This is a genomic window from Pseudomonas sp. TMW22090 (assembly GCF_022496665.1).
In the GTDB taxonomy this organism is placed as follows: domain Bacteria; phylum Pseudomonadota; class Gammaproteobacteria; order Pseudomonadales; family Pseudomonadaceae; genus Aquipseudomonas; species Aquipseudomonas gregormendelii.
In genome coordinates this window covers 87,784-113,164 of record NZ_SCFH01000012.1, presented here as the reverse complement: position 1 = coordinate 113,164, position 25,381 = coordinate 87,784, and the positions used below count along the sequence as shown (strand labels likewise).

Annotated in this window: 23 protein-coding genes; 6 read left to right on the top strand and 17 right to left on the bottom strand. The window is 61.1% G+C overall.

Going from position 1 to position 25,381, the window contains the following annotated elements:
* Window positions 1-355: 355 nt before the first annotated feature.
* Window positions 356-2,425, top strand: a complete 2,070-nt coding sequence (locus tag EQV97_RS26935; RefSeq protein ID WP_240890410.1) for an AsmA family protein — start codon at window positions 356-358, stop codon at window positions 2,423-2,425.
* Window positions 2,426-2,483: 58 nt separating this feature from the next.
* Here EQV97_RS26935 and EQV97_RS26930 read toward each other — a convergent pair whose 3' ends face one another.
* Window positions 2,484-3,014: a ferritin-like domain-containing protein gene (locus EQV97_RS26930; RefSeq protein ID WP_122841590.1), complete on the bottom strand. Its 531-nt coding sequence runs from the start codon at window positions 3,012-3,014 to the stop codon at window positions 2,484-2,486.
* A gap of 316 nt (window positions 3,015-3,330) precedes the next feature.
* Here EQV97_RS26930 and EQV97_RS26925 point away from each other — a divergent pair, with 316 nt between their 5' ends.
* A complete protein-coding gene (locus EQV97_RS26925) occupies window positions 3,331-4,221 on the top strand; it encodes a triacylglycerol lipase (RefSeq protein ID WP_240890409.1) in 891 nt (296 codons plus the stop codon).
* Window positions 4,222-4,278: 57 nt separating this feature from the next.
* On the opposite strand, the gene EQV97_RS26920 is transcribed toward EQV97_RS26925, so the two are convergent.
* A complete protein-coding gene (locus EQV97_RS26920; protein WP_240890408.1) occupies window positions 4,279-5,166 on the bottom strand; it encodes a DMT family transporter in 888 nt (295 codons plus the stop codon).
* 180 nt (window positions 5,167-5,346) lie between these two features.
* On the opposite strand from EQV97_RS26920, the gene EQV97_RS26915 reads away from it, so the two are divergent.
* Window positions 5,347-5,655, top strand: a complete 309-nt coding sequence (locus tag EQV97_RS26915) for a PsiF family protein (protein ID WP_122841592.1) — start codon at window positions 5,347-5,349, stop codon at window positions 5,653-5,655.
* Between the two features lie 243 nt (window positions 5,656-5,898).
* Entirely contained in the window at window positions 5,899-6,912 is a 1,014-nt protein-coding gene (locus EQV97_RS26910; protein ID WP_225569366.1) for a hypothetical protein, read from the top strand.
* A 121-nt stretch (window positions 6,913-7,033) separates the two neighbouring features.
* On the opposite strand, the gene EQV97_RS26905 is transcribed toward EQV97_RS26910, so the two are convergent.
* Window positions 7,034-8,308 (bottom strand): Hsp70 family protein, encoded by a 1,275-nt coding sequence (locus EQV97_RS26905; protein WP_045060365.1) that lies wholly within the window; start codon window positions 8,306-8,308, stop codon window positions 7,034-7,036.
* A 194-nt stretch (window positions 8,309-8,502) separates the two neighbouring features.
* Here EQV97_RS26905 and EQV97_RS26900 point away from each other — a divergent pair, with 194 nt between their 5' ends.
* Together EQV97_RS26900 and EQV97_RS26895 are read left to right on the top strand one after the other, a co-directional pair.
* A complete protein-coding gene (locus EQV97_RS26900) occupies window positions 8,503-9,450 on the top strand; it encodes a DnaJ C-terminal domain-containing protein (protein WP_225569367.1) in 948 nt (315 codons plus the stop codon).
* Between the two features lie 23 nt (window positions 9,451-9,473).
* Entirely contained in the window at window positions 9,474-9,779 is a 306-nt protein-coding gene (locus EQV97_RS26895) for a chaperone modulator CbpM (protein WP_122841595.1), read from the top strand.
* Window positions 9,780-9,841: 62 nt separating this feature from the next.
* On the opposite strand, the gene EQV97_RS26890 is transcribed toward EQV97_RS26895, so the two are convergent.
* The 14 genes from EQV97_RS26890 to EQV97_RS26825 all read right to left on the bottom strand — a co-directional run bounded on the left by EQV97_RS26890 (window position 9,842) and on the right by EQV97_RS26825 (window position 25,335).
* Window positions 9,842-10,969 (bottom strand): HAMP domain-containing sensor histidine kinase, encoded by a 1,128-nt coding sequence (locus tag EQV97_RS26890; protein WP_122841596.1) that lies wholly within the window; start codon window positions 10,967-10,969, stop codon window positions 9,842-9,844.
* A 210-nt stretch (window positions 10,970-11,179) separates the two neighbouring features.
* A complete protein-coding gene (gene ureC, locus EQV97_RS26885) occupies window positions 11,180-12,880 on the bottom strand; it encodes an urease subunit alpha (RefSeq protein WP_122841681.1) in 1,701 nt (566 codons plus the stop codon).
* A gap of 88 nt (window positions 12,881-12,968) precedes the next feature.
* Entirely contained in the window at window positions 12,969-13,274 is a 306-nt protein-coding gene (locus EQV97_RS26880) for an urease subunit beta (protein WP_122841597.1), read from the bottom strand.
* A complete protein-coding gene (locus EQV97_RS26875) occupies window positions 13,274-13,807 on the bottom strand; it encodes a GNAT family N-acetyltransferase (RefSeq protein WP_045060360.1) in 534 nt (177 codons plus the stop codon). The genes EQV97_RS26880 and EQV97_RS26875 overlap by 1 nt, the downstream gene beginning before the upstream one ends.
* Window positions 13,808-13,813: 6 nt before the next feature.
* Complete coding sequence (locus tag EQV97_RS26870) at window positions 13,814-14,347, bottom strand: GNAT family N-acetyltransferase (RefSeq protein WP_122841598.1); 534 nt, start codon at window positions 14,345-14,347, stop codon at window positions 13,814-13,816.
* A 9-nt stretch (window positions 14,348-14,356) separates the two neighbouring features.
* Complete coding sequence (locus EQV97_RS26865; RefSeq protein WP_045060358.1) at window positions 14,357-14,659, bottom strand: urease subunit gamma; 303 nt, start codon at window positions 14,657-14,659, stop codon at window positions 14,357-14,359.
* A 153-nt stretch (window positions 14,660-14,812) separates the two neighbouring features.
* The gene (locus tag EQV97_RS26860; protein ID WP_240890407.1) at window positions 14,813-15,652 is read right to left on the bottom strand and encodes an urease accessory protein UreD; all 840 of its coding nucleotides are present in this window, start codon (window positions 15,650-15,652) and stop codon (window positions 14,813-14,815) included.
* A gap of 30 nt (window positions 15,653-15,682) precedes the next feature.
* On the bottom strand, window positions 15,683-16,381 hold the full coding sequence (gene urtE, locus EQV97_RS26855) for an urea ABC transporter ATP-binding subunit UrtE (protein ID WP_045060356.1): 699 nt from the start codon (window positions 16,379-16,381) through the stop codon (window positions 15,683-15,685).
* Window positions 16,382-16,510: 129 nt separating this feature from the next.
* Complete coding sequence (urtD, locus tag EQV97_RS26850) at window positions 16,511-17,380, bottom strand: urea ABC transporter ATP-binding protein UrtD (RefSeq protein ID WP_045060355.1); 870 nt, start codon at window positions 17,378-17,380, stop codon at window positions 16,511-16,513.
* Entirely contained in the window at window positions 17,377-18,456 is a 1,080-nt protein-coding gene (gene urtC / locus EQV97_RS26845) for an urea ABC transporter permease subunit UrtC (RefSeq protein ID WP_240890406.1), read from the bottom strand. Before urtC ends, urtD begins: the two co-directional genes overlap by 4 nt.
* On the bottom strand, window positions 18,456-19,958 hold the full coding sequence (gene urtB / locus EQV97_RS26840; RefSeq protein WP_240890405.1) for an urea ABC transporter permease subunit UrtB: 1,503 nt from the start codon (window positions 19,956-19,958) through the stop codon (window positions 18,456-18,458). Before urtB ends, urtC begins: the two co-directional genes overlap by 1 nt.
* A gap of 156 nt (window positions 19,959-20,114) precedes the next feature.
* Window positions 20,115-21,380, bottom strand: a complete 1,266-nt coding sequence (urtA, locus tag EQV97_RS26835) for an urea ABC transporter substrate-binding protein (protein WP_045060352.1) — start codon at window positions 21,378-21,380, stop codon at window positions 20,115-20,117.
* Window positions 21,381-21,703: 323 nt separating this feature from the next.
* Window positions 21,704-23,080, bottom strand: a complete 1,377-nt coding sequence (locus tag EQV97_RS26830; RefSeq protein ID WP_240890404.1) for a PepSY domain-containing protein — start codon at window positions 23,078-23,080, stop codon at window positions 21,704-21,706.
* 137 nt (window positions 23,081-23,217) lie between these two features.
* Window positions 23,218-25,335 (bottom strand): TonB-dependent copper receptor, encoded by a 2,118-nt coding sequence (locus tag EQV97_RS26825; RefSeq protein ID WP_240890403.1) that lies wholly within the window; start codon window positions 25,333-25,335, stop codon window positions 23,218-23,220.
* Window positions 25,336-25,381 lie beyond the last annotated feature (46 nt).

Genomic DNA, 25,381 nt, shown 5'->3' with positions numbered 1-25,381 from the left:
GTACGAGGTCAATGCTACTCTCGATAAGTCGATATAAAAGTTCATAAACGCAATGGTAATAATCAACGGAATTGATTGTTCTGCGAAATGGCTCTAGACCGGGCGTTTCCGGCGAGTGTTTTCGCACCGAGGTGGGTATTTTCGACTCACGTGTGCCACGTAAAAGTGCGGTGTCGGTAACGCCTTATCGAGGGGGCAGTCTGTCCCGGGCCGATTATTTGAGGATTAATCGGGATTTCGGTTAAACCTGCGGGCCATTTTTCAGTCGTAGATCTCATGACAGGCCGGTTCTGGCCTGCCTTTCAAAACGTGCGTCGCGGTCAGGGCGCTCAGTCGTATCAAGGAGCCCTGTGCAATGACGCGCACTCGAAAAGTAATTGCCTGGACCCTCGCCAGCTTGTCAGTCCTGCTGGCGGTGCTGGTTCTGATCATCGTGTTCTTCGATTGGAACCGGATTAAACCCCCGCTCAATGCCAAGGTGTCCGAGGAGTTGCACCGTCCGTTTGCCATAAACGGCAACCTGGCTGTGGTCTGGCAGCGCGAGCCCGCGGAAGGCGGCTGGCGGGCGTGGGTGCCGTGGCCGCATGTGGTGGCCGAGGACCTGAGCCTGGGCAACCCCGAGTGGTCAAAGCAGCCACAGATGGTCACGCTCAAGCGCGTGGAGTTGCGCATTTCGCCCCTGGCTCTGCTGGCGCAGCGTGTGGTCATCCCGAGAATTGACCTGACCGGGCCCAATGCCGATCTGCAGCGCCTGGCCGACGGTCGTGCGAACTGGACGTTCCAGTTCGATCCCAAGGATCCGGATGCCGAACCATCCAGTTGGGTGGTGGACATTGGCGCCATTGGTTTCGACAAGGGTCACGTTACCCTCGATGACCAGAGCCTTAAAACCCAACTTGATGTGCTGATCGACCCGCTCGGCAAGCCAATCCCGTTCAGCGATATCGTCGGCGAAAAGGCGGCAAAGACCGCGCAGGACAAGGGCGCGGCGCCGCAGGATTACGCATTCGGTATCAAGGTCAAAGGTCAATATCACCAGCAGAAGCTCAACGGCGAAGGCAAGATCGGTGGCTTGCTGGCGCTGCAGGACTCGAACAGACCGTTTCCACTGCAGGCCAAGATCAGTATTGCCGATACCCGGGTGGAACTTGCCGGCACTCTGACCGATCCGCTGAACCTTGGCGCACTGGATCTACGCCTGAAGCTGGCGGGCGCGAGCCTTGGCAACCTGTATCCACTGACGGGCGTCACACTTCCGGACACCCCGCCTTATGCTACGGACGGCCATTTGATCGCCAAGCTGCATGAACCTGGCGGTGCGCTGTTCCGCTACGAAGCATTCAACGGCAAGATCGGCGAAAGCGATATTCACGGCAGCCTGGCCTATCTGGCCGGACAGCCAAGGCCTAAACTCAGCGGCGCACTGGTTTCCAACCAATTGCTGTTTGCCGACCTCGCGCCGCTGATCGGTGCGGATTCCAACGCCAAACAGAAAGCACGTGGTGGCGACAGCAAGCAGCCGACCGACAAGGTGCTGCCGGTCGAGGAATTCAAGACTGAACGCTGGCGCGACATGGACGCGGATGTCGAATTCACCGGCAAGCGCATCGTCCACAGCGAAAAGCTGCCTTTTAACGACCTCTATACCCACCTGGTGCTTACCGACGGAGTGCTCAGCCTGGAGCCCCTGCGTTTCGGCGTGGCGGGCGGCAAGCTGGATGCGCAAATTCGCCTGAACGGCCGTACCGAGCCCCTGGAAGGCCAGGCCAAGCTGACCGCGCGGGGCTTCAAGCTCAAGGAGCTGTTCCCGACCTTCGAACCGATGAAAACCAGTTTCGGCGAGCTTAATGGCGATGCCGACATCACCGGGCGAGGCAATTCGGTCGCCAAACTCCTTGCGACCTCCAACGGCAATCTGAAGATGCTGATCAACGACGGTGCGATCAGTCGTGAGCTGATGGAGCTGGCCGGGTTGAATGTGGGTAACTATATAGTCGGCAAGATCTTTGGCGATAAAGAAGTGAAGATCAACTGCGCGGCTGCCGACTTCGATATCAAGACGGGCCTGGCGACGACGCGCCTGTTTGTATTTGATACCGAGAACGCGATCATCTATATCGATGGCACGGCAAACATGGCGACCGAGCAACTGGACCTGGCGATTACCCCGGAATCCAAGGGCTGGCGCTTGATCTCCCTGCGATCTCCCCTGTACGTGCGGGGCAAGTTCATCAAGCCGGATGCGGGTGTGAAGGCGGTACCACTGTTATTGCGTGGTGCCGGCATGGTGGCCCTGGGTGTGATAGCCGCCCCGGCCGCCGGCTTGCTGGCACTGATTGCACCTAGCGGGGGTGAGCCGAATCAGTGCGCGCCACTGCTTGAGCAGATGAAGGCGGGCAAGGCGCCGAAAACTGTAAAGAACTAGGCTGGTGTTGAGGAAGGCTGAGCCTTATCGTCGCTTGGGGGCGATAAGGCTCGTGGGGTTAGAGGTCCTTCAAAATATCGGCCATGTCATCCGCGTGCTCTTCTTCCTGAGCCAGGATGTCTTCGAAAATACGCCGGGTAGTCGGGTCTTTCTCTCCAATGTATTGAATGATTTCCCTGTAGCTATCTATCGCAATTCGCTCGGCCACCAGGTCTTCATAGACCATCTCTTTCAGTGAGTTGCCAGCGACGTATTGCGCATGAGAATTGCGGGACAGCGTGTCAGGGTTGAATTCCGGTTCACCCCCCAATTGCACAATGCGCTCGGCAAGCCTGTCGGCGTGCTGGCCTTCCTGTTTGGCGTGTTCGAGAAACTCCTCGGCCGCAACGTGGGCTTTCAAGCCATTGGCCATGAAGTAGTGGCGCTTGTAACGCAACACGCAGACCAGTTCAGTGGCCAGCGACTCGTTGAGCAGGCGCAGCACTTCGTCGAGGTCGGCGCTGTAGCTTTCGGTCACCGCACCGTTTTCGACGTTCTGCCGGGCGCGGGCGCGCAGGGTGGTTACATCAGATAAATGCATGTCGCTCATCTCGTTCTCCTGGAGGCTAATCCGGTTGGCGTCACGGCTCTGGGGGACGTGATCGCTACTTAAGGTGTGAGTGATGAGCGCAATGAAAAGTTTTATGGGATTGTCGGCTGTCCGTCCGATGCGCTCTGCTGCGACAGCAGGCCCGACAGACGCGCATCGTCCTGTCGCCACGAAAAGGAAGGTGCGCACCGGTGGATGCCGCGTGCGTCCTGCTGCAAAAAGGTCTCGGTCGTCGAGTTGTCATCTGTTGCAGTGATGCTTGGCTGAGGTCTTGCATTGCGCTTGCCCTACCTGTCCCTCACAAGGAAGTCCGCCCATGTCGCAAGGTTCAGCCCCGCGCTATCCATTGGTGCTGGTCCCGGGAATGCTCGGGTTTGTGCGGTTGCTGCTTTATCCCTACTGGTACGGGATCATCTCGGCGTTGCGCCGTGGTGGTGCAACCGTGTTCGCGGTGCAGGTCTCTCCCCTCAATTCCAGCGAAGTTCGTGGTGAACAGTTGCTGGCCCGAATTGACGAGATTCTGCGGGAAACAGGGGCAGAGAAGGTCAACCTGATCGGCCACAGCCAGGGCTCGCTGACCGCGCGCTATGCCGCTGCCATGCGTCCCGACCGGGTGGCGTCGGTGACTTCGGTCGCGGGGCCCAATCATGGCTCTGAACTGGCGGACTACCTGGAAAGGCACTATCCGGCGCAGAGCGCCAAGGGGCGAGTGCTCAGCGTGTTGCTGCGGTTGATTGGTGCCGTGATGAGCCTGCTTGAAACGGGCTATCGCGGGCCGAAGTTGCCGGTCGATATCCCGGCTTCTCACCAGTCGCTGACCACGGAGGGGGTGGCGCTGTTCAATCAACGGTATCCCCAGGGCTTGCCGCTGACTTGGGGTGGCCAGGGCCCGGAGCGGGTGAATGGCGTGCGGTACTACTCGTGGTCGGGCACCCTGCAACCGGGCAAGACCGATCGTGGGCGCAATCTGATTGACGGGACCAATCGCAGCTGCCGGTTATTCGCCAGGACCTTCGTCCGTGAAGCCGGGCATTGCGACGGCATGGTCGGACGCTACAGCTCTCACCTGGGCACGGTGATTGGCGACGACTATCCGCTGGATCACTTTGACATCGTCAATCAGTCGCTGGGACTGGTGGGCAAGGGCGCTGAACCGATCCGCCTGTTCGTCGAACATGCGGCGCGGCTGAAAGCGGCGGGCTTGTAAGATCAAGATCAAAAGATCGTCCGAACGCGGTCCGAGCCTTCGGACGATCTTTTTCAATCAGGCAACCCTGAGTTTGCGCCCCAAAACAGTCGTCCACCGCTCCGAAAGAATCACCCCACCCAACGTTAAAACCCCACCCACCAAGTGATACAGCGCCAACTGCTCCTGCAGCACCACGGCGGCAATCAATGCAGTAATCAACGGCAGCAAATTGAAAAACAAGGTGGTCCGGCTCGGCCCCAGGCTTACTACGGCCTGCATCCAGGCCAAAGGGGCCAGCATCGAAGCCAGCAAGCAGGCGTACAGCACGAGCGGGATATTCTGCAGCGTCGGGCCGATCTTCGGCGAGGCAATGAACAGCGGAAACAGCACGACTATCGCCACCAGCACCTGCAAATACAGCAACACCAGCGGCGGCAAGCGCAGTTGCCACTTCTTCAGCAGCGTGCTGTAGATCGCGTAAGCCAGGGTGGCCACCAGCATCATTGCATCACCCAGGTTCACTCCATGCTCCAGCAACACCCCGAGACTGCCGGAGGACACCACGACCAGCACGCCGGCAAACGACAGCACGGCGCCGGCCAGCGCCCCCGCAGTCAGGCGCTGGCCCAGGCTCGCGATCGCCATGGCCAGCGACATCAACGGCATCAACGACAGGATGATTCCCATGTTGGTAGCCGACGTCAGCGTGGCGGCGAAGTACGCCAGGCTCTGATAAACAGCCATGCCCAGCACCCCGAGCACGAAAATTCGCCCCAGGTTCGGACGGATCAGCGGCCAGTGGGCGATGACCGGTTTAAGCATGAATGGAGTGAACAGGACACCGGCCAGCAGCCAGCGGTAGAAACCGATCTCGGCCGGAAATATCGCCCCTACGGCGAGTTTGTTGATGACGGTATTGCCCGCCCAGATAAAGATCGCGAGCAGGGGGTAAGCGTATTGCATCAGGAACAACCAGAACATTAATGAGGGGGGATTATCCCCGCCTGCGCGGCGCATATCCATGCCGGCGGCCCTGAGGCGCTAAATTGCCGCCATGACGTGAAAGCAGGAAGGTGTAACAGGTGTTGTCTACACTCCAGCACAAGGCCGCGTTCCTCCCTGCGGCGACCAGGAGAAAACTCCATGAAGATGTTGCGTGCCCCCTTGTTGATGATCGGCTTGCTGCTCTGCTCCCAGGGTTTCGCGGCCACGGCCCAACAGAACAAAATGACCACTTGCAACGCCGACGCTACGGCCAAGAGCTTGAAAGGGGATGAGCGCAAGGCCTTCATGAGCACCTGCCTGAAGGCGGCGCCGGCGGCCAACGATGACGGCAAGGCGCTGACCCCGCAGCAGGAAAAGATGAAAACCTGCAACGCCACGGCGGCTACCCAGGCGCTCAAAGGCGATGCGCGCAAGGCATTCATGAGCGAGTGCCTGAAGAAAAAATAATGCGCTGGTAGGTGATGGCCTCGTCGCGGGCAGGTCTTGTTCCCGCAGGAGCGCTGCATGTTCGCCGGATCTGCAGGCACTGGAGATCGTAGTCGGAGCCGGCGCAGCGACGTTCGACTTGCCAGCGCCGAGGCCCGCAGGCCCCACACAGCCCCGACAAAAGTCTCCCCCACATTTCCTAGTGCTGGGTTCGGAACGCTGGCAGACTGCCAATCCTTTTTACGCCGTTCGTTTTGAGGCTGTATGCCAACGTTTTCTCAACGCCAAGTCTTGCTGGTCATCAGTTGGGTCATCATCTTTGGTGGTTTGCTGTTGGTGATTCCCCTGCGCCTGCTGCCAAGCCTGCTGGCCGGGTTACTGGTGTTTGAACTGGTCAATATGCTGACCCCGCAGCTGCAGCGGCTGATCGAAGGTCGACGCGCCCGCTGGTTGGCGGTGGCGCTGCTGGGCACGCTGGTGGTCAGTGTGCTGGCGTTGATATTTGCCGGTGCGATCAGCTTCCTGTTGCACGAAGCGGAGAACCCCGGCGCCTCTCTCGACAAGTTCATGGGCGTGGTCGATCGGGCCCGTGGGCAGTTGCCACCGTTCATCGATGCCTATTTGCCGGCCAGTGCCGCCGAATTCCGCGTGGCAATCGGCGAGTGGATGAGCAAGCACCTGAGCGATCTGCAACTGGTCGGCAAGGATGCGGCGCACATGTTCGTGACGCTGCTGATCGGCATGGTGCTGGGCGCGATCATCGCCCTGCAGCGGGTTCCGGACCTGACCAAACGCAAGCCGCTGGCCGCCGCGCTGTTCGATCGCCTGCACCTGCTGGTGCAGGCATTCCGCAATATCGTCTTCGCGCAGATCAAGATTTCCCTGCTCAACACCTTCTTCACCGGAATCTTCCTGGCGGTGGTGCTGCCGATGTTCGGCATCAAGCTGCCGTTGACCAAGACCCTGATCGTCCTGACCTTCCTGCTGGGCTTGTTGCCGGTGATTGGCAACCTGATGTCCAACACTCTGATCACCATCGTCGGCCTGTCGCTGTCAATCTGGGTGGCAGTGGCGGCGCTGGGTTACCTGATCGTTATCCACAAGCTCGAGTACTTTCTCAACGCCCGCATCGTCGGTGGGCAGATCAGCGCCAAGTCGTGGGAGTTGCTCTTGGCAATGCTGGTGTTCGAGGCCGCATTCGGCCTGCCGGGGGTAGTGGCGGGGCCGATCTACTACGCGTATCTGAAAAGTGAGTTGAAGCAGGTGGGGATGGTTTGACCCGGTAGGGATGTTGCCTGATCTGACGCCATCGCGGACAAGTCCGCTCCCACAGGTTTCAGGTCAGGCACAAACCTGTGGGAGCGTGGCTTGCCCGCAATGCAGGCAACTCGGTTTTTGATCAGTCCATGCTGCCGTAACGCTTGCTGGCCTCAATCGCCAATCCGCTACCAATGCTGCCAAAGATATTCCCTTCGACGTGCCGGGCATTGGGCAGCATGTCCGAGACGCTGGTGCGCAACGCCGGGATCCCGCTCGAACCGCCGGTAAAGAACACCGTATCCACCTGGTCGACCCGCACGTTGGCATCGTTGAGCATCTGGGTCACGCTGTTGCGCACGCGCTCCAGCAGCGCTTCGATGGCTGACTCGAACAGCGCCCGGGTCAATTCCACGCTCAACCCCGGCTCGATGCGGTCCAGCGGAACATGACGGTGCTCGGCATGGGTCAGCTGGATCTTGGTTTCTTCCACTTCCATGGCCAGCCAGTGCCCGGCGCGCTGGTCGATCAACTTGAACAGGCGATCAATGCCACCGGTGTCCTCGATGTCATAGCGCATGCTGCCCAGGGCCAGGGTGGACTTTTGCGAGTACACCGAGTTGATGGTGTGCCAGGTCGCCAGGTTCATGTGGTGGCTGGTGGGCATGTAGGCGCCGCTCTTCATCCGGCTGCCATAGCCGAACAGCGGCATCAGCCCTTGCAGGCTCAGCTGCTTGTCAAAGTCGGTCCCGCCGATGTGCACGCCGCCGGTGGCGAGAATGTCATCGTGGCGGTTGTCGTTGTGGCGACGGTCGGGCGACAGGCGCACCAGCGAGAAGTCAGAGGTACCACCGCCGATGTCGACGATCAGCACCAGTTCTTCTTTCTCGATGGTCGACTCATAGTCGAACGCGGCGGCAATCGGCTCGTACTGGAACGATACATCCTTGAAGCCGATGGCCCGGGCCACGTCGACCAGGGTGTTCTCAGCTTCCTGGTCGGCCATTTCATCGTCATCGACAAAGAACACCGGACGGCCCAGCACCACTTCCTCGAATTCCCGGCCCGCGGCGGTTTCGGCACGCTTTTTCAACTGGCCGATAAACAGCCCGAGCAGGTCCTTGAACGGCATCGCCGTGCCGAGGACGCTGGTGTCGTGCTTGATCAGTTTGGAGCCCAGCAGGCTCTTGAGCGAGCGCATCAGCCGGCCTTCGTAGCCTTCCAGGTATTCGTGCAGGGCCAGGCGGCCGTACACCGGACGGCGTTCTTCCATATTGAAGAAGACCACCGACGGCAGGGTGATCTTGTCGTCCTCCAGCGCGATCAGCGTTTCCATGCCGGGCCGAATCCAGCCGACGGTGGAGTTGGACGTGCCAAAGTCGATACCACAGGCACGAGCTGGAGATGCGTTTTTCATGTCTTTCGAGTTCCGGTTAAAAAACGGCCGCGCAGTGTATGTCACTGCGGCACAGATTCGAAGGCCGACTATCCGCTAAATCGAAGCGAATAGCGCCTTGAAAGACTATCCTTTGCCCCAAACTTGTCTGCATCGAGCCTGGCGGCGCATGCTGCGGGTGGCAGAACGAATTGATAACGGATGGTGATCCTTAGATGGACTTCAAAGACTATTACAAGATTCTCGGTGTGGAGCCGACAGCGGACGATAAGGCCATCAAGGCGGCCTATCGCAAGCTGGCGCGCAAATACCACCCCGATGTCAGTAAGGAAAAGGACGCCGAGGCCAAATTCAAAGACGCCTCGGAGGCCTATGAAGCGCTGAAAAGCGCCGACAAGCGCGCCGAATATGATGACTTGCGCAAGTACGGCCAGCATGGCCAGCCATTCCAGGGCCCGCCAGGTTGGCAGGGGCGTGGGGGTGGCGGCTTTGGAGGTGGTCAGGACACGGGCGATTTTTCGGACTTCTTCAGTTCGATCTTCGGCAACCGTGGTCCCGGTTTTGGTGGTGCACAGCCGGGCCGCAGTGCCGGGCGTCGAGGGCAAGACGTGGAAATGGAATTACCGGTTTTTCTGGAAGAGACCCTTTCGAACGAATCGAAGAAGGTCAGTTTCCAGGTGCCGCAGTACAACGCTGCCGGCCAGCACGTCAGTAACACCAGCAAGAGCCTGAACGTGAAGATTCCGGCCGGCGTGACCGACGGCGAGCGCATCCGGCTCAAGGGCCAGGGCGCACCGGGTGTGGGTGGCGGCGCCAATGGCGACCTGTACCTGATCATTCGTTTTGCCCCGCACCCCAAGTACGACGTCGAGGGCGAAAACCTGATCATCACGTTGCCCCTGGCCCCGTGGGAGTTGGCGCTGGGCACCGAGGTCGCGGTGCCGACCCTCACCGGCAAGATCAACCTCAAGGTCCCGGCAGGCAGCCAGAACGGCCAGCGCATGCGCGCCAAGGGCCACGGCCTGCTGAACAAGGCCGGCGAACGCGGCTACCTGTTCATCCAGCTCAAGGCCGTGATGCCCAAAGCCGCCAGCGACGAGGTCAAGGCGCTGTGGCAGGAACTGGCAGACAAAGCTGCGTTCAACCCAAGAGAGAACTTCTGAGTCAACAGACGGAGTAGCCCATCATGAGCAACCCCCTGATCGTTCATCTGGACCTGGCCGAATTCTGCGAAGCGACCGACTTGTCGGACGTCTACGTGATCGAAATCGTCGAGCACGGCATCCTCGAACCTCAGGGCTCGGCGCCCAAGGATTGGCGATTCAACGACTTCGAACTGGCCCTGGCCAAACGCGCCGCCAAGCTGCGGCGAGATCTGGAGCTGGAATGGGAAGGGGTGGCCCTGGCGCTGGAGTTGCTGGAGGAGGTGCAGCAGCTTCGGGCGGAAAACCGGATGTTGAAGCAGCGGTTGGGGCGGCTGGTGGTGGAATAGGTAGCCGGCTTTGGTTCAGGGACGCTTGAGGGCATCCCGTGCTGGCGACTTCTGGCGAGCCGTCAAATGTTGCGCGGCAGCACTACCGTGAACAGCGTGCCGTCGGTTTCGCTGGAGCTCACTTCGATCGTACCGGCGTGGGCTTGCACCACTTCCTTGACGATAAAAAGCCCCAGGCCAAGGCTGGTGGACGGCTGGCCCAATTCTTCGTCGGCGCTGCGTACCAGTGGGTCGAAGATGGTGCCGATGGCCTCCTCGGAAATCGGTTTGCCGAAGTTATGCACCGTCAGGCGTATGGCGTCGGGTTCCCCGGTCAGGGTAATGGTGACATCCCGCTTGTTCAAACCGTGTTGCAAGGCGTTGCCAAGCAGATTCTGCAGCAGTTGATCAAGCCGTCCGCGATCCCAGTTACCCTGGGTGTTGCCCGAGATGACCAGTTTCGGGTCGCACTCAGGGTTGCCGGCGCAGGCTTCGCCTATGGCCGCGTGGGCGGCGTCGGCCAGGTCCATCGGCGCGGGTTCGATCGGCAGGCTCTTGCCCAGGCGGCTGCGTACCAGTTCGAGCAGATCGCTGACCATCACGGCCATGTGCCGGGCGCCACGCTTGATGTTGATGGCACAGGCCAGGGCATCACCCTCAAGCTTGGCCTTGCGCAGTAACAACTCAGTGGACATGCTCACCGCCTGCAAGGGGGCGCGCAGGTCATGGCCAAGTATCGCCAGGAAGATGTCCCTGGAGCGGTTAACCTGTTCGGCATAGGCGGCCGTGGACTCCGCCAGCGCTTCGTCGATGGCTTCGTTGAAGCGGATCATGTCCTGGAAGTAGGCAAGGTCCGGTGAGTCCAGGCTGTCGACCCACAGCCGGATCACGCAGGCGCGCAGGTGACGGAATTCGCTGGTCATCTGCACCAGATCAAAGCCCACCGTGTGCCGCAGCTCACCGTGGCTGGCTCCGGCCTCATCCAGGCTTGGGGTTTTCTCGGGTCCCTCACCTTTGGCCTTGGCCATTTGCTCGCTGGCACTTTGTGCGGTGGTCATGTCCCGCGCTGCGGCCAGCAGGATGACCCGGGCATGGTCGCGCAATGCGACGCTGTCCATGTACTCGGCAGCAGGAGTGATGGTGCTGGCGAACTGCTCCCATTCATCGACGATACGGTCTACGTGTTGCCTGATGAATTCGGGTAGGCGCATGGCCAGATTCCTGAGGGAGAAGTCTGGCGCATCTTAGCCCCTTTGGCGGGCACTAAAAACTACCATTACGCGGCGCGAGCCTCGATCAGGAAATGTTCTGCGGTAACTGCAGCGGGTGAAGATCCCCTGCACCGTTCAAACGGCCACCTGATCAGCCGTTGCGGCAGGCAGGAACCGGGCATGCCGGATTCCTGCCTGCTCACCGTGGGGTCAGAACAGGAAGTAGCGCTGCGCCATCGGCAGCACATCCGCCGGTTCACACCACAGCAACACACCGTCGGCCTTGACTTGATAGGTCTGCGGATCGACGTCGATGGTCGGCAGATAATCATTGTGGATCAGGTCGGTTTTCTGCACCTCACGACAGCCTTTGACCACGGCGATTTTCTTCTTCAAGCCAAGCGCCTCGGGTAGGCCGGCATCGTGCGCTGCCTGGCTGATAAAAGTCAGGCTGGTGGCGTGCAGCGAGCCGCCGTAGCTGGCGAACATCGGGCGGTAGTGCACCGGTTGCGGTGTGGGTATCGATGCATTGGCGTCGCCCATCAGGCTGGCCGCGATCGCACCGCCTTTGAGGATCAGCGTCGGCTTGACCCCGAAAAACGCTGGCCGCCAGAGCACCAGGTCGGCCCATTTACCCACTTCGATCGAGCCCACTTCATGGCTGACGCCGTGAGTGATCGCCGGGTTGATGGTGTACTTGGCGATGTAGCGCTTCGCGCGGAAGTTATCGTTGCCGGGACCATCCCCGGGCAGTGCGCCGCGTTGCTTTTTCATTTTGTCGGCGGTCTGCCAGGTTCGGGTGATCACTTCCCCGACGCGCCCCATGGCCTGGCTGTCGGAGCTGATCATCGAGAACGCGCCGAGGTCGTGGAGGATGTCTTCGGCGGCAATGGTTTCGCGGCGGATGCGGCTTTCAGCGAAGGCCACGTCTTCGGCGATGCTCGGGTCCAGGTGGTGGCAGACCATCAGCATGTCCAGGTGTTCGTCGATGGTATTGCGGGTGAACGGCCGGGTCGGGTTGGTCGAGCTCGGCAACACGTTGGCAAAGCCGCAGGCCTTGATGATGTCGGGTGCGTGACCGCCACCGGCGCCTTCGGTGTGATAGGTGTGGATGGTGCGCCCCTTGAACGCGGCGAGTGTGGTTTCGACGAAGCCCGATTCATTGAGCGTGTCGGTATGGATCGCCACCTGCACGTCGTACTGGTCGGCGACGTTGAGGCAGTTGTCGATGCTCGCCGGCGTGGTGCCCCAGTCTTCATGCAGCTTGAGGCCGATGGCGCCGGCCTTGACCTGTTCGATCAGCGGCTCCGGCAGGCTGGCGTTGCCTTTGCCGGTGAGGCCGATGTTCATCGGGAACGCGTCCGCCGCCTGAAGCATCCGTGCCAGGTGCCACGGCCCGGAGGTGCAGGTGGTGGCGTTGGTGCCGGTGGCCGGGCCTGTGCCACCGCCGATCATGGTGGTAACGCCACTCATCAACGCCTCTTCGATCTGCTGCGGGCAGATGAAGTGGATGTGGGTGTCGATGCCGCCAGCGGTGAGGATCATGCCTTCGCCGGCGATGATTTCGGTGCTGGCGCCGATGGCGATGGTCACGTCGGGTTGCACGTCCGGGTTGCCCGCTTTGCCGATGCCGGCGATGCGTCCATCCTTGAGGCCGACATCGGCTTTGACGATGCCCCAATGGTCGATGATCAGTGCATTGGTAATCACGGTGTCGGCGACTTCAGCGGCCAAGAGCTGGCTCTGGCCCTGGCCGTCGCGGATGACTTTGCCGCCGCCGAACTTCACTTCTTCGCCGTAGGTGGTGAAGTCTTTTTCCACTTCGATCCACAGCTCGGTGTCCGCCAGGCGGACCTTGTCACCGACGGTGGGGCCGAACATGTCGGCGTAGGCTTGTTTGGAAATTTTCATGCGCATGCCTTGGGGTTCAATTGTGTTTTAGGCTCACCTGTGGGAGCAAGGCTTGCCCGCGATGGGGCCACTGCAAGCACCGCATTGCTCAAAGGTCACCCATGATCCGCCCGGCAAACCCGAACACCCGGCGATTTCCCGCCAGGTCGACCAGCTCGACCTCCCGACTCTGCCCCGGTTCGAAACGCACGGCAGTGCCGGCAGGGATGTTCAGGCGCATGCCGCGACTGGCCGCACGGTCGAAGGTGAGCGCGTCGTTGGTTTCAAAAAAGTGGTAGTGCGAGCCAACCTGAATCGGCCGGTCGCCGCTGTTGGCCACCTTCAGGCTGATCGTGCGGCGGCCTGCGTTGAGTTCGATGTCGCCGGGCTCGATCTGGTATTCACCGGGAATCATCAATGAGCTCCTTGCAGAATCTTGTAGTAAAGAGCGGTCGGCTTGTACTGGCCGCTCGGGTCGCAGGCGTAGTCGGGGATCTGGCCGGCACGGGTGTAGCCCAGTGCCTTGTAGAAGTCTTCGGCCGGTGAGCCGGCCTCGGTATCGAGGTACAACATGCCGCGCTTGTGCTGCAGCGCGGCGGTTTCCAGGGCGGTCATCAACTGTTGCCCCAGGCCACGACGTCGTGCGTGCTCGCGCACCAGCAGTTTTTGCACTTCGGCACGGTTCAGGCCATTGGCTTTCTGGCACAGGGTCAGCTGTACGCTGGCTTGCACCTGTTCGTCCTTGACCACCACCCAGAGCAGTACATTGCCCTTGTTCAGGTTGTCCTGGACTTCGTCGAAATAGGCGCGGGCCTGCACCGCGTCCAGGTTCGCCATGAATCCGACACTGGCGCCATAACCCACTGCATCGAGCAGCAGATCGATCAGTCCCTGGCGATAGTGCGCGAAGCTTTCAACATTGACGCGGCGCAGTTGGGCGGCGTTCATCGGGCGTTACTCCTTGCTGGCGATCGGCGGTTGCGCGCCAGGATTGAGCGTCAGTTGCATGAAGGTCAGGTCCAGCCAGCGGCCGAACTTGGTGCCGACCTGGGGCATCTGGCCGGTGGTGATAAAACCGGCGCGCTCATGCAGACGAATGGAAGCGGCGTTACCACTTTCGATGGCGGCCACCATGATGTGCTTGTCACAGCCTTTGGCGCGCTCGATCAGCACGGTCATCAGCTGCGGGCCGAGGCCGTTGCCACGCTGGTCGCTGCGCACATACACCGAGTGTTCCACCGTGTGGCGGAAGCCGTCGAACGGCCGCCAGTCACCGAATGAAGCGTAGCCCAGTACAGTGTTGTCGCCGTCGACGATGACCAGAATCGGATAACCCTGTGATTGCCGGGCGCTGAACCAGGCCTGGCGGTTTCCCAGGTCGACCGCCTGCTCGTTCCAGATGGCCGTGGTGTTCAGTACGGCATCGTTGTAGATGTCGCGGATCGCAGGCAGGTCGGCGTGGACGGCATCGCGGATGTGGAAGTTCATGACGCGTCCTCAGGCGATGGGTTGGTGAACGGTCACCAGTTTGGTGCCGTCGGGAAACGTAGCCTCCACCTGGATTTCCGGGATCATTTCCGGGATGCCTTCCATCACTTGTTCGCGACTGAGCAGGGTGGTGCCGAAATGCATGAGCTGCGCCACGGTCTGACCGTCACGCGCGCCTTCGAGCAGCGCGGCGGAGATGTAGGCCATGGCTTCCGGGTAATTGAGTTTCACGCCACGTGCCAAACGTCGCTCGGCCACCAGGCCGGCGGTGAAGATCAGCAGCTTGTCTTTTTCGCGTGGGGTCAGGTCCATTGTTGGAATCCATCTTGGGCAGTAAAAAATTCGGATCTGTTCACAGGTAACCTTGTGGAAGCTGGCTTGCCAGCGATGGCGTCGGCACATTCACCCGATCAGGCGCCTGACCGGCCGCCATCGCCGGCAAGCCGGCACCTCCAGGTTATGTGTTCAGGTGCTCCATATTCTCGGTGACAGCGCTTCGCGGCCGAGCATCGCCGGCCTGAGCAGTCGCCATAAATCAATCATCCAGCTGCGGGCCAACAGGGCTTCGCTGGCCAGGCATCGGGCGACCAGAAGTCCCGGCAACTGGGTTAAATCCCCGCGGACGTCGTTGGGTAGAGACCGGCATTTTTCCAGCAGGTCATTGTCGATCTCACCCGTTACCAGCAGCGTCGCAAACACCGGTCGCCCGTCCAGCCCGACAGGCGAGTCAAGCAAGCCGTCATCCCCGACAATGCGCTGGCGTTCGTGCCAGAGCAACTGGCCGTCGCGACGGATGTCGAGTTGCGCCTGGAAATGCCCCCGGTCAAAGCGCTCGCCGCTGGCCGGCCGTCCCAGTGCCACGACGTCCCAGTAGAACAGCCGCGCATCGCCTTCCAGGTCGATGGACGTGCTGAGCTCTGCCTGCGCGGCGCTGAAAATGATGGTCTCCTGGGGCACCCACTCCAGTGTCGCGCCTGCGCTGACTTTCAATTCGAGTTGCTGATAGGCGGGCCCTGCGGCGCGGTACCATTTGGCCGCACCGGGGCTGGTGATTTGCGCCCAGGCATCGCGACCCACGCTGGCGCTGATATCCAGTCTATCCCCGCCGGCAATACCTCCGGGCGGGTGCACGATGATGTGCTGGCACACTTCGGGGCCTTCGGCATACAGGTGTTTTTGCACCCGCAACGGGCCCATGTGGCGGCGCAGTACCGGGCGCGTGCTGTCGCCGAATCTGGCATAGCCCAATTCCAGCTCGGCGTGCCAGCTCGGGGTAAACAGGGCAGGGGAAACAGGTAAGTTCATAAGTACCAATGATCGTCTGGACGCTGCAGGTTAGATGGTTACCAGGCCGCGCACACCTTCGGCTTCCATGTTTTCGCCGCGCCCCTGCTGCACGATCTCGCCGCGGGACATCACCAGGTACTGATCGGCGAGTTCGGCAGCAAAATCGTAGAACTGCTCGACCAGCAAAATCGCCATGTCCCCGCGGGCGGCAAGCTTCTTGATGACCGCGCCGATTTCCTTGATCACCGAAGGCTGGATACCTTCAGTGGGCTCATCGAGGATCAGCAAGCGTGGGCGACTGGCCAATGCGCGACCGATGGCCAGCTGTTGCTGCTGGCCGCCGGACAAATCGCCACCGCGCCGCTGCTTCATTTGCAGCAACACCGGGAACAGTTCGTAAATGAACGCCGGGACTTCCTTCGCTTCGCTGCCGGGAAAGCGTGACAGACCCATCAGCAGATTTTCTTCGACGGTCAGTCGGCCGAAAATTTCCCGACCCTGGGGAACGTAGGCGATTCCAGCGTGCACCCGCTGGTGGGGTTTGAACGTAGTGATCGGTTTACCTTCCCAGTTGACCGCGCCGTCCTTGGCCGGCAGCAGGCCCATCAGGCATTTGAGCAAGGTGGTCTTGCCCACGCCGTTGCGCCCGAGCAGGCAGGTGACCTCGCCGATTTTCACGTCAAACGTCAGGCCGCGCAGGATGTGGCTACCACCGTAGTACTGGTGCAGCTTGTCGACTTGCAGCATTCCAAATTCTCCTCAAAACCCTTGTAGGAGCGAGCTTGCTCGCGATGATCCCGAGATCGAAGCGTTCATTCAGGCAGCCCGCGTAATCGTTGATCTCCATCGCGAGCGAGCTCGCTCCTACGAAGTGCATCAGCGTCCGAGATAAACCTCGATTACCCGCTCGTTTTCCTGCACCTGCGCAAGCGACCCTTCGGCCAGCACGCTACCCTGGTGCAGCACCGTGACGTGGTCGGCAATCGAGCCGACAAAACCCATGTCGTGCTCGACCACCATCAGCGAATGCTTGCCGGCCAGACGCTTGAACAGCTCAGCGGTGAATTCGGTCTCGGCATCGGTCATGCCCGCCACCGGTTCGTCGAGCAGCAGCAGTTGCGGGTCCTGCATCAGCAACATGCCGATTTCCAGGAACTGCTTCTGACCATGGGACAGCAGGCCCGCCGGACGATTGACCGAACTGGTCAGGCGAATGGTGTCCAGCACCTCGCTGATGCGATCCTTCTGTTCACCGCTCAGGCGAGCCCGCAGGCTGGCCCACACCGACTTGTCGGTTTTCTGCGCCAGTTCAAGGTTTTCAAAGACGCTCAACGCCTCGAACACTGTCGGTTTCTGAAACTTGCGACCGATGCCCGCCTGGGCGATCTGCACTTCGCTCATCTGCGTCAGGTCAAGGGTTTCACCGAACCACGCCTTGCCATGGCTGGGGCGGGTCTTGCCGGTGATCACGTCCATCAAGGTGGTCTTGCCTGCACCGTTGGGGCCGATGATGCAGCGCAACTCACCGACGCCGATGTACAGGTTCAGGTTGTTCAGCGCCCGGAAGCCATCGAAGCTGACGCTGATGTCTTCCAGGGTCAGGATGGTGCCGTGACGGGTGTTCAGGCCGGGCGTCACGCGCTGTCCGAGGCCGATAGCGTCCCGGCTGCTGCCAGCGTCCTTGTTCGGTTCCGGTGGGAAGAAAGCGGGTTCGAGCATGAATTGTGCCGTCGGTGTGATTCTCATTGTTCGCCCCTTTTCTTCAGCAAGCCGATCACACCCTTGGGCAGGTACAGCGTCACGACGATGAACAGTGCGCCGAGGAAAAACAGCCAGTACTCGGGGAAGGCCACGGTGAACCAGCTCTTCATGCCATTCACCACGCCGGCGCCCAGCAGCGGCCCGATCAGCGTGCCGCGCCCACCCAGCGCTACCCAGACAGCGGCTTCGATGGAGTTGGTCGGCGACATTTCACTCGGGTTGATGATGCCGACTTGCGGTACATAAAGCGCACCGGCCAGGCCGCACAGCACTGCACTCAATACCCACACAAACAGCTTGAAGCCGCGTGGGTCGTAGCCGCAGAACATCAGGCGGTTTTCTGCGTCGCGCAGCGCGGTCAGCACCCGGCCAAATTTGCTTTGCGCCAGGCGCCAGCCGATGTACAGGCTGGCCACCAGTAACAGCACCGTGGCAATAAACAGCACTGCGCGGGTACTGGGTTCGGTGATGCCAAAGCCGAGAATGGTGCGAAAGTTGGTGAAGCCGTTGTTGCCTCCGAACCCGGTTTCATTGCGGAAGAACAGCAGCATCCCGGCGAACGTCAGCGCTTGGGTCATGATCGAGAAATACACGCCCTTGATGCGCGAGCGAAAGGCGAAGAAGCCGAACACCAGCGCGAGCAGTCCCGGCGCCAGCACCACCAGGCACATGGCCCAGAGAAAACTGCTGGTGCCGGCCCAGTACCATGGCAACTCGGTCCACGACAGGAACGTCATGAAGGCCGGCAAACTATCGCCCGAGGCCTGGCGCATCAGGTACATGCCCATCGCATAACCGCCGAGGGCGAAGAACAGGCCGTGGCCCAGGGACAACAGACCGGCGTAACCCCAGACCAGATCCAGGGCCAGGGCCACGATGGCGTAGCACAGGATCTTGCCCACCAGGGTCAGGGTGTAGGCGGAGACGTGGAATGTGCTGTCCGGTGGCAACAGCGAAAGCAAAGGCAGTGCCAGCAGCAGCACGAGAATCACCGCACCGACGGCGATCGTGACCTTGGGGCCGGCCTTTTGTGTAGCCGTGAGCATCAGGGGCTGGTTCATCAGTCGATCACCCGTCCTTTCAGTGCAAAGAGGCCTTGCGGACGTTTCTGGATAAACAGAATGATCAGCGCGAGGATCAGGATCTTGCCGAGTACGGCTCCGATTTGGGGTTCGAGAATCTTGTTGGCAATGCCCAGGCCGAATGCGGCAAAGACGCTCCCGGCCAGTTGACCTACGCCGCCGAGCACCACCACCAGGAACGAGTCGATGATGTAGCTCTGGCCAAGGTCAGGGCCGACGTTGCCGATCTGGCTCAGGGCCACGCCGCCGAGCCCGGCGATACCGGAGCCGAGCCCGAACGCGAGCATGTCGACGCGACCGGTCGGCACTCCGCAGCAGGCGGCCATGTTGCGATTTTGCGTGACGGCGCGCACGTTCAACCCCAGGCGCGTCTTGTTCAGCAGCAGCCAGGTCAGCACGACCACGAACAGCGCAAACGCGATGATGACGATGCGGTTGTAGGGCAGCACCAGGTTTGGCAGCACCTGAATGCCGCCTGACAACCAGGCCGGGTTGGCCACCTCGACGTTCTGTGCGCCAAACACCAGCCGCACCAACTGGATCAGCATCAGGCTGATGCCCCAGGTGGCGAGCAGGGTTTCCAGTGGGCGCCCATAGAGGTGGCGAATCACTGTGCGCTCCAGTGCCATGCCGATTGCGGCGGTGACAAAAAACGCCACCGGCAGGGCAATCAGCGGGTAGAACTCGATGGCTTGCGGGGCGTAGCGCTGGAACATCAGCTGCACCACATAGGTCGAGTACGCGCCGAGCATCAGCATCTCGCCGTGGGCCATGTTGATCACCCCGAGCAGGCCGAAGGTAATCGCCAGGCCGAGGGCGGCAAGCAGCAGAATCGAGCCCAGGGACATGCCGCTGAACGCCTGGCCGAGGACCTCGCCGATCAGCAGTTTGCGTTTCACTTGGGCCAGGCTGGTTTCGGCGGCGGTACGCACCCCGGCGTCGGCCTCGACGCCCGGTTCCAGCAGGCTTTCAAGGCGGGTGCGGGCCAGCGGGTCGCCGGTTTCCCCGAGCAGGCGCACGGCCGCCAGGCGCACGGCTGGGTCGGTGTCGACCAGCTGCAGATTGGCCAGGGCCAGGCTCAGGGCCGCGTGGACGCTTTCGTCCGGTTCTGCGGCCAGTTGCTGGTCGAGGAATTTCAGTTGCGCCGGTTTGGCGCTTTTCTGCAATTGTTGTGCGGCCGCCAGACGCAGCCTGCCATCGGCGGCGAGCAGTTGGTGACTGGCCAGTGCGGTGTCGATCAGACCCCGCAGGCGGTTGTTCAGGCGCAGGGTTTTCGGCTGGCCGTCGACGGTCAACTGCCCTTGTTGCAAGGCGTTGATCAGCTCGACACGGGCCGGGTCGGGCTGCGCGGCCCAGGCTTCCAGAAGCTTGGCTTGTTGAACCGGATTGGCGGCGACGAAGTCTTCGGCGTCGCCGGCAAAAGTGGCCATCGGCAGCAACAGCGCGATGGCCAGGATCAAGCGATAAAGGGCGGTGGGCATAGAGAGTCGCCTTGCGCGGACATTGTGGGAGCGAGCCTGCTCGCAAATGCGGTGTGTCAGCCACATAGATGTTGAATGTGCCGCCGCCTTCGCGAGCAAGCTCGCTCCCACAGGGATTTGTGTCGGGCCCGAGTGCGGGCCCCGACGTCCAATGGCTTAGTTGCTCTTCACCGCATAGTCCGGCTTCTTGTCGTTACCCGAAATGAACGGGCTCCACGGCTGGGCACGGATCGGGCCTTCGGTCTGCCAGACCACGTTGAACTGACCGTCCGCCTGAATTTCGCCGATCATCACCGGCTTGTGCAGGTGGTGGTTGGTTTTGTCCATGGTCAGCGTGTAGCCGGACGGCGCGGCAAAGGTCTGGCCTGCCAGGGCTTCGCGGACCTTGTCGACGTCGGTGGACTTGGCTTTTTCAGCTGCCTGGGCCCACATGTGGATGCCCACGTAGGTGGCTTCCATAGGATCGTTGGTGACCGCTTTGTCGGCACCCGGCAGGTTGTGTTTCTTCGCATAGGCTTTCCAGTCGGCAACGAATTTCTTGTTCGCCGGGTTCTCCACCGACTCGAAGTAGTTCCAGGCCGCGAGGTTGCCCACCAGCGGTTTGGTGTCGATGCCGCGCAGTTCCTCTTCGCCGACCGAGAACGCTACGACCGGAACGTCGGTAGCCTTCAGGCCCTGGTTGGCCAGCTCTTTGTAAAACGGCACGTTGGAGTCGCCGTTGACGGTGGAGATCACCGCCGTCTTGCCGCCTGCCGAGAATTTCTTGATGTTGGCAACGATGGTTTGGTAGTCGCTGTGGCCGAACGGGGTGTAGACCTCTTCGATGTCCTTGTCCGCCACGCCTTTGGAATGCAGGAACGATCGCAGGATCTTGTTGGTGGTGCGCGGGTAGACGTAGTCGGTGCCCAGCAGGAAGTAGCGCTTGGCACTGCCGCCTTCCTCGCTCATCAGGTATTCCACCGCTGGGATCGCCTGCTGGTTCGGCGCTGCGCCGGTGTAGAACACGTTCGGCGACATTTCTTCGCCTTCGTATTGTACCGGGTAGAACAGCAGGCCATTGAGCTCCTCGAATACCGGCAACACTGATTTGCGCGACACCGAAGTCCAGCAACCGAAGACCACGGCGACCTTGTCCTGAGTCAGCAACTGGCGGCCCTTCTCGGCGAACAGCGGCCAGTTCGACGCAGGGTCGACCACTACGGGTTCGAGCATCTTGCCGTTCACGCCGCCCTTGGCGTTGATCTCGTCGATGGTCATCAACGCCATGTCTTTGAGCGAAGTTTCGGAGATTGCCATGGTGCCGGACAACGAGTGCAGAATCCCGACCTTGATGGTCTCGGCGGCCTGGATAGTCCAGGTCATGCCCATTGCGGCGATGCTTGCCGTGAGTGTGAAAGCCTTGATCAAGCTACGACGCTTCATTGTGCAATCTCCATGAACGTTAGATATTTTTCTTGGTTGGCAGATGCGGGCTACTGAAGAGTCTTTAGCAAGGGCTGTGCCTGGTCGGCATAAGGCAGGAAAGTGTCGGTTTAGACAGGGTGCGCGCCTGGGCGGCGCACCAGGAAGGGTCGAGGTCGGGGCGTTGGTGCGCCGGGGTGCGCCACAACAGGGCAGGAGCGCCGCCCCTGGCTGTAGGAGCGAGCGCGCCCGCGATGGACGTCAACGATAACGCTGGTTTCTGTCTGACCGCAGCGTCACGACGTTGATCGCAAGCGAGCCCGCTCCTGCAGAGGAAGCCGGATTCAGGAAGTAGAAGCCGATTCAGGCTGCCGGTTGAATCGCGAAAACAGCACACGGTCCAAAACCCAGACCACGACCAACGAGGCCCCCACCAAGGGAAATGCCACCGCCAGTGCGAGCATGATGACCATCGCGGTTTTCCATTTCGGCAGGTCGTGGCGCAGCGGTGGCACGCCGAGCTTGCCTTGCGGGCGACGTTTCCACCAAATCACCACGCCACTGACCGCGCTCAGCAGAATCATCAGGCAGATCAGCAGCACGATAATCTGATTGATGACCCCGAACATCTTGCCTTCATGCAACATCACGCCGACTTCCGTGGCGCGGGCGACACTGCCGTAGTCTTCCCAGCGCACATCGGCGAGCACCTTGCCGGTGTATTGATCGACATGCAGGGTGGCATCGTTGCGCGGGTCGTCGGCGAACACGGCGATCGTGAACACGCCGGTATCGGTGGTGGGCAGGGTGATGCTGTAGCCGGGCTCGACCTTGCGTTGTTCGGCGACGTTTTGCACGTCTTGCAGGCTGATGATCGGTGCGGCCGGGCCGGCAGGTTTATCGCCGTGGTTCATGTGTTCGGCATGATCGCCGGACATCGGCATCGGCGTGTTTTCCATGGCCCATGGGACAGTCTGGCGAGTGGCGGTATTGAGACTGCGCGCCTCGACATCGGACTTGGGCATGTCATTCCACATCGCGTCCGGAAAGACGTTCCAGACCCCCGCGTATTGCTTGCCCCAGAACCCGGTCCAAGTCATGCCGCTGAGCAACATCACCAGCAGAAAGGTCGCGCCCCAGAAACCGGTGACCGCGTGCAGGTCGCGCCACAGCACTCGGCCGCGGCTGCTCAGGCGTGGCCAGAGGATGCCGGCTGCCTGGCCCCGCGGCCACCAGAGGAAGACGCCGGACACCACCAACACGATGCCCCAACCGGCGGCCAGTTCGACCAGGCGATCACCCACCGTGCCGATCATCAGCTCGCCGTGAATCGCCCGGGCCACGGCTTGCAGGTTCATCTTGGCGTCTTGCTCGCCGAGGATGTCGCCGTGATAAGGATCGATGAAGACGTTCAGTTCCTGGTCGGCCTGGGTTACCACAAACTGGGCACTGCGTTCGGCATTGACCGGTGGCAGGTACTGCGTGACCTGACCTTGTGGATAGGCAGTTTTCACCCGTTTGAGCAGGTCGTCGGCCGGCAGGCTGTGATGGCCGGCCGGGACATTCAGCAGGCTGCCGTACATCAACGGATCAAGCTGTGGCTTGAACAGGTAGATGACCCCGGTCAGGGCCAGCATGACCATAAATGGCGCGACGAACAGACCGGCGTAGAAATGCCAGCGCCAGGCCAGGTTGTAGAAATTCACTTTGGGCTGTTTCATGGTGGGTGCTCCGCTTGGCGAATCGATTGTCCCGTAAAAGATCGCAGCCTCGTTTCACTCGACAGCTCCTACGCCGCTCCTACAGGGTGCATGCGATGCAGGAGCTGGCGTAGCCTGCGATCTTTTGACTTTTCTTGTTAGAAACTCATATCAATCTTGGTCCAGAGCGTTCGCCCCGGTTCCTTGATGGCTTGCGGGTCGTTGGCCGGGTAACCGAAGCCCGCGTTGCCGGCCAGGTTCAGGTGCTCGGCGTAAGCCTTGCCGAACAGGTTGTCCACGCCTGTGCTGACCTTCCAGTGCTGGTTGATCCGGTAGGCGCCATTGAGCGAGAACACCCCGAAACCTGCGGTCTTGTCGAAGTCCTTGCCGACCACGTTGCCCTTGTTGCGGTCGATACGGTCTTGCGCGGCGACCACTCTCCACAGTGCCCCGGCGCTCCAGTTGTCTTCGCTATAAGTCAGGCCGAAACGGGCATCGAGCGGCGGCATTTGCGGCAGTGCGTTGCCGTCGCTGCTGTTCTTGCCCCAGGCATAAGCCAGGGTCGCGTCAGCCTTCCAGTTGTCGGTCAGCTTGTAGGCGGCACCGAGTTCGCCGCCCATGATTCGCGCGTCGATGTTCTGCGCCCGCGAGGTCATTCCCATCATCCCCGGGGTGTAATCGAACAGGATGTAGTCGCGCACCTGGCCGATGTAACCCGAGGCCCAGGCTTCGAGTTCAGCGCTCTTGTACTGCAGGCCGAAATCGAGCTGGGTGGTTTTTTCCGGCTTGATCGAATCAAAGGCGTTGAGCGACCCGCTTGGGCCTGAGTTGGGCGAAAACAGCTCCCAGTAATCCGGGAAGCGCTGGGTGTGGCCCAGGCCTGCATAGAGAGTGGTCGGGCTGTCTGCCAGGTCATGCTCGTAGCGGATGAAGCCGCTGGGCAGGGTGTCGGCGCGGGTGTCGTTGGCGGTCGGGTTGGGGCGGGTCATCATCCCCGAGCCGGTGGTCTGGCGAAAATCCCTGGCCGAGGCGCGATCCAGGCGGGCGCCGCTGATGAGCCGGTCACTGTCCGTGGCGAACCAGGTCAGCTCGCTGAAGACACCGTAGTTATGGAAGTCGGCGTCCTTGGTGAACGGCACGTCCTTGTAGGTATCGATGCCCATGCCGCTGCGCTGGCGGTGTTCATTGGTCTGCGCATCGAGGCCGCTGATCAATTGCACGTCGGCCCAGCGCCAGGTGCCTTTGATACGCGCGCCGAGGGTGCGGCGGTCGACGTTCGAGGCCATGGGGCCGGCCATCATCCCGGTGCCGGAAGGCGTGCGCAGCGTGTAGTTGTCCATCACGTGGTCGGCGTAGTTGTAGTAGATCTGTGCCTCGACCTTGTCCAGCACCTCGCCGATGTTCGATTTTTCGAAGCGCAGGCCCAGGCTTTCGCGCTTGAACTGGGAACCGTCCATGCCGCGTCCGGCGTACCGCGCTTCACCGTCACCCTTGCCGGCGGTCAGCTCCAGCAAGGTGTCGGCATCCGGCGTCCAGCCCACGGCGACGTCGCCGTTCCACTTGTCGTAGCGCGAGGGCACGGTGTCATTGTTGCCGTCACGGTAGTCGTCGGAGTGGGCCGTGTTGCCGATCACTCGCACATAGCCCAACGGTCCTCCGGCAGCAGCGTCCACCACTTTGTCGAAACGACCGTTGGAACCGGCCAGCAGGCTGGCATTTACCCGGGTACCAAGTTCGCCGAAGTTTTCCGGTTCGCGGTCAAAGAGGATGGTCCCGGCGGATGCGCCGGGGCCCCAGAGCACGGTTTGCGGGCCCTTGATGACTGTGAGCTTGTCGTAGGTTTCCGGCGAAATGTAGGAGGTGGGTGCGTCCATTCGGCCAGGGCAGGCGCCGAGCATCATGCCGCCATTGGTGAGGATATTCAGGCGTGAACCGAACATGCCGCGCAGCACCGGGTCGCCGTTGGTGCCACCGTTGCGCACCAGGGCGAAGCCGGGGATGGTCTTGAGATAGTCACCGCCATCACTGGCCGGCACCGGTTGGCGCGGATCCTTGGGGTTGGTGACGATGGTCAGCGGTGAACTTTGGGCAATGGCGGTGATGACCGTGGGGCTCAATTCTTCATTGTGCCCGGCGTGTTCATCGGCTTGCGCCAGGGGCACGAGCAAAGCGCCGCAAAGGATCGCGGTGGCGTGTCTGAACCGGACGTTGGTCGGGTTCAGGGCGAAAGAAACCTGGGCGGCGCTCAGGCGTGTGTCTGCAGAAAACATGGACATGAAAATTTCCGTCGAACAGTCGTAAACGACACGGCTGGCAGCCAAA

Excerpts from the sequence above, each read along its gene's own strand:
- EQV97_RS26825 (WP_240890403.1), bottom strand. The coding sequence starts at position 25,335 with ATGTCCATGTTTTCTGCAGACACACGCCTGAGCGCCGCCCAGGTTTCT.
- EQV97_RS26920 (WP_240890408.1), bottom strand. The coding sequence starts at position 5,166 with ATGCAATACGCTTACCCCCTGCTCGCGATCTTTATCTGGGCGGGCAAT.
- EQV97_RS26880 (WP_122841597.1), bottom strand. The coding sequence starts at position 13,274 with ATGATTCCCGGTGAATACCAGATCGAGCCCGGCGACATCGAACTCAAC.
- urtE (WP_045060356.1), bottom strand. The coding sequence starts at position 16,381 with ATGCTGCAAGTCGACAAGCTGCACCAGTACTACGGTGGTAGCCACATC.
- ureC (WP_122841681.1), bottom strand. The coding sequence starts at position 12,880 with ATGAAAATTTCCAAACAAGCCTACGCCGACATGTTCGGCCCCACCGTC.
- EQV97_RS26900 (WP_225569367.1), top strand. The coding sequence starts at position 8,503 with ATGGACTTCAAAGACTATTACAAGATTCTCGGTGTGGAGCCGACAGCG.
- EQV97_RS26915 (WP_122841592.1), top strand. The coding sequence starts at position 5,347 with ATGAAGATGTTGCGTGCCCCCTTGTTGATGATCGGCTTGCTGCTCTGC.
- urtB (WP_240890405.1), bottom strand. The coding sequence starts at position 19,958 with ATGCCCACCGCCCTTTATCGCTTGATCCTGGCCATCGCGCTGTTGCTG.
- urtD (WP_045060355.1), bottom strand. The coding sequence starts at position 17,380 with ATGAGAATCACACCGACGGCACAATTCATGCTCGAACCCGCTTTCTTC.
- EQV97_RS26935 (WP_240890410.1), top strand. The coding sequence starts at position 356 with ATGACGCGCACTCGAAAAGTAATTGCCTGGACCCTCGCCAGCTTGTCA.
- urtC (WP_240890406.1), bottom strand. The coding sequence starts at position 18,456 with ATGAACCAGCCCCTGATGCTCACGGCTACACAAAAGGCCGGCCCCAAG.
- EQV97_RS26925 (WP_240890409.1), top strand. The coding sequence starts at position 3,331 with ATGTCGCAAGGTTCAGCCCCGCGCTATCCATTGGTGCTGGTCCCGGGA.
- EQV97_RS26905 (WP_045060365.1), bottom strand. The coding sequence starts at position 8,308 with ATGAAAAACGCATCTCCAGCTCGTGCCTGTGGTATCGACTTTGGCACG.
- EQV97_RS26860 (WP_240890407.1), bottom strand. The coding sequence starts at position 15,652 with ATGAACTTACCTGTTTCCCCTGCCCTGTTTACCCCGAGCTGGCACGCC.
- EQV97_RS26875 (WP_045060360.1), bottom strand. The coding sequence starts at position 13,807 with ATGAACGCCGCCCAACTGCGCCGCGTCAATGTTGAAAGCTTCGCGCAC.
- EQV97_RS26930 (WP_122841590.1), bottom strand. The coding sequence starts at position 3,014 with ATGAGCGACATGCATTTATCTGATGTAACCACCCTGCGCGCCCGCGCC.
- urtA (WP_045060352.1), bottom strand. The coding sequence starts at position 21,380 with ATGAAGCGTCGTAGCTTGATCAAGGCTTTCACACTCACGGCAAGCATC.
- EQV97_RS26910 (WP_225569366.1), top strand. The coding sequence starts at position 5,899 with ATGCCAACGTTTTCTCAACGCCAAGTCTTGCTGGTCATCAGTTGGGTC.
- EQV97_RS26890 (WP_122841596.1), bottom strand. The coding sequence starts at position 10,969 with ATGCGCCTACCCGAATTCATCAGGCAACACGTAGACCGTATCGTCGAT.
- EQV97_RS26865 (WP_045060358.1), bottom strand. The coding sequence starts at position 14,659 with ATGGACCTGACCCCACGCGAAAAAGACAAGCTGCTGATCTTCACCGCC.
- EQV97_RS26895 (WP_122841595.1), top strand. The coding sequence starts at position 9,474 with ATGAGCAACCCCCTGATCGTTCATCTGGACCTGGCCGAATTCTGCGAA.
- EQV97_RS26870 (WP_122841598.1), bottom strand. The coding sequence starts at position 14,347 with ATGAACTTCCACATCCGCGATGCCGTCCACGCCGACCTGCCTGCGATC.
- EQV97_RS26830 (WP_240890404.1), bottom strand. The coding sequence starts at position 23,080 with ATGAAACAGCCCAAAGTGAATTTCTACAACCTGGCCTGGCGCTGGCAT.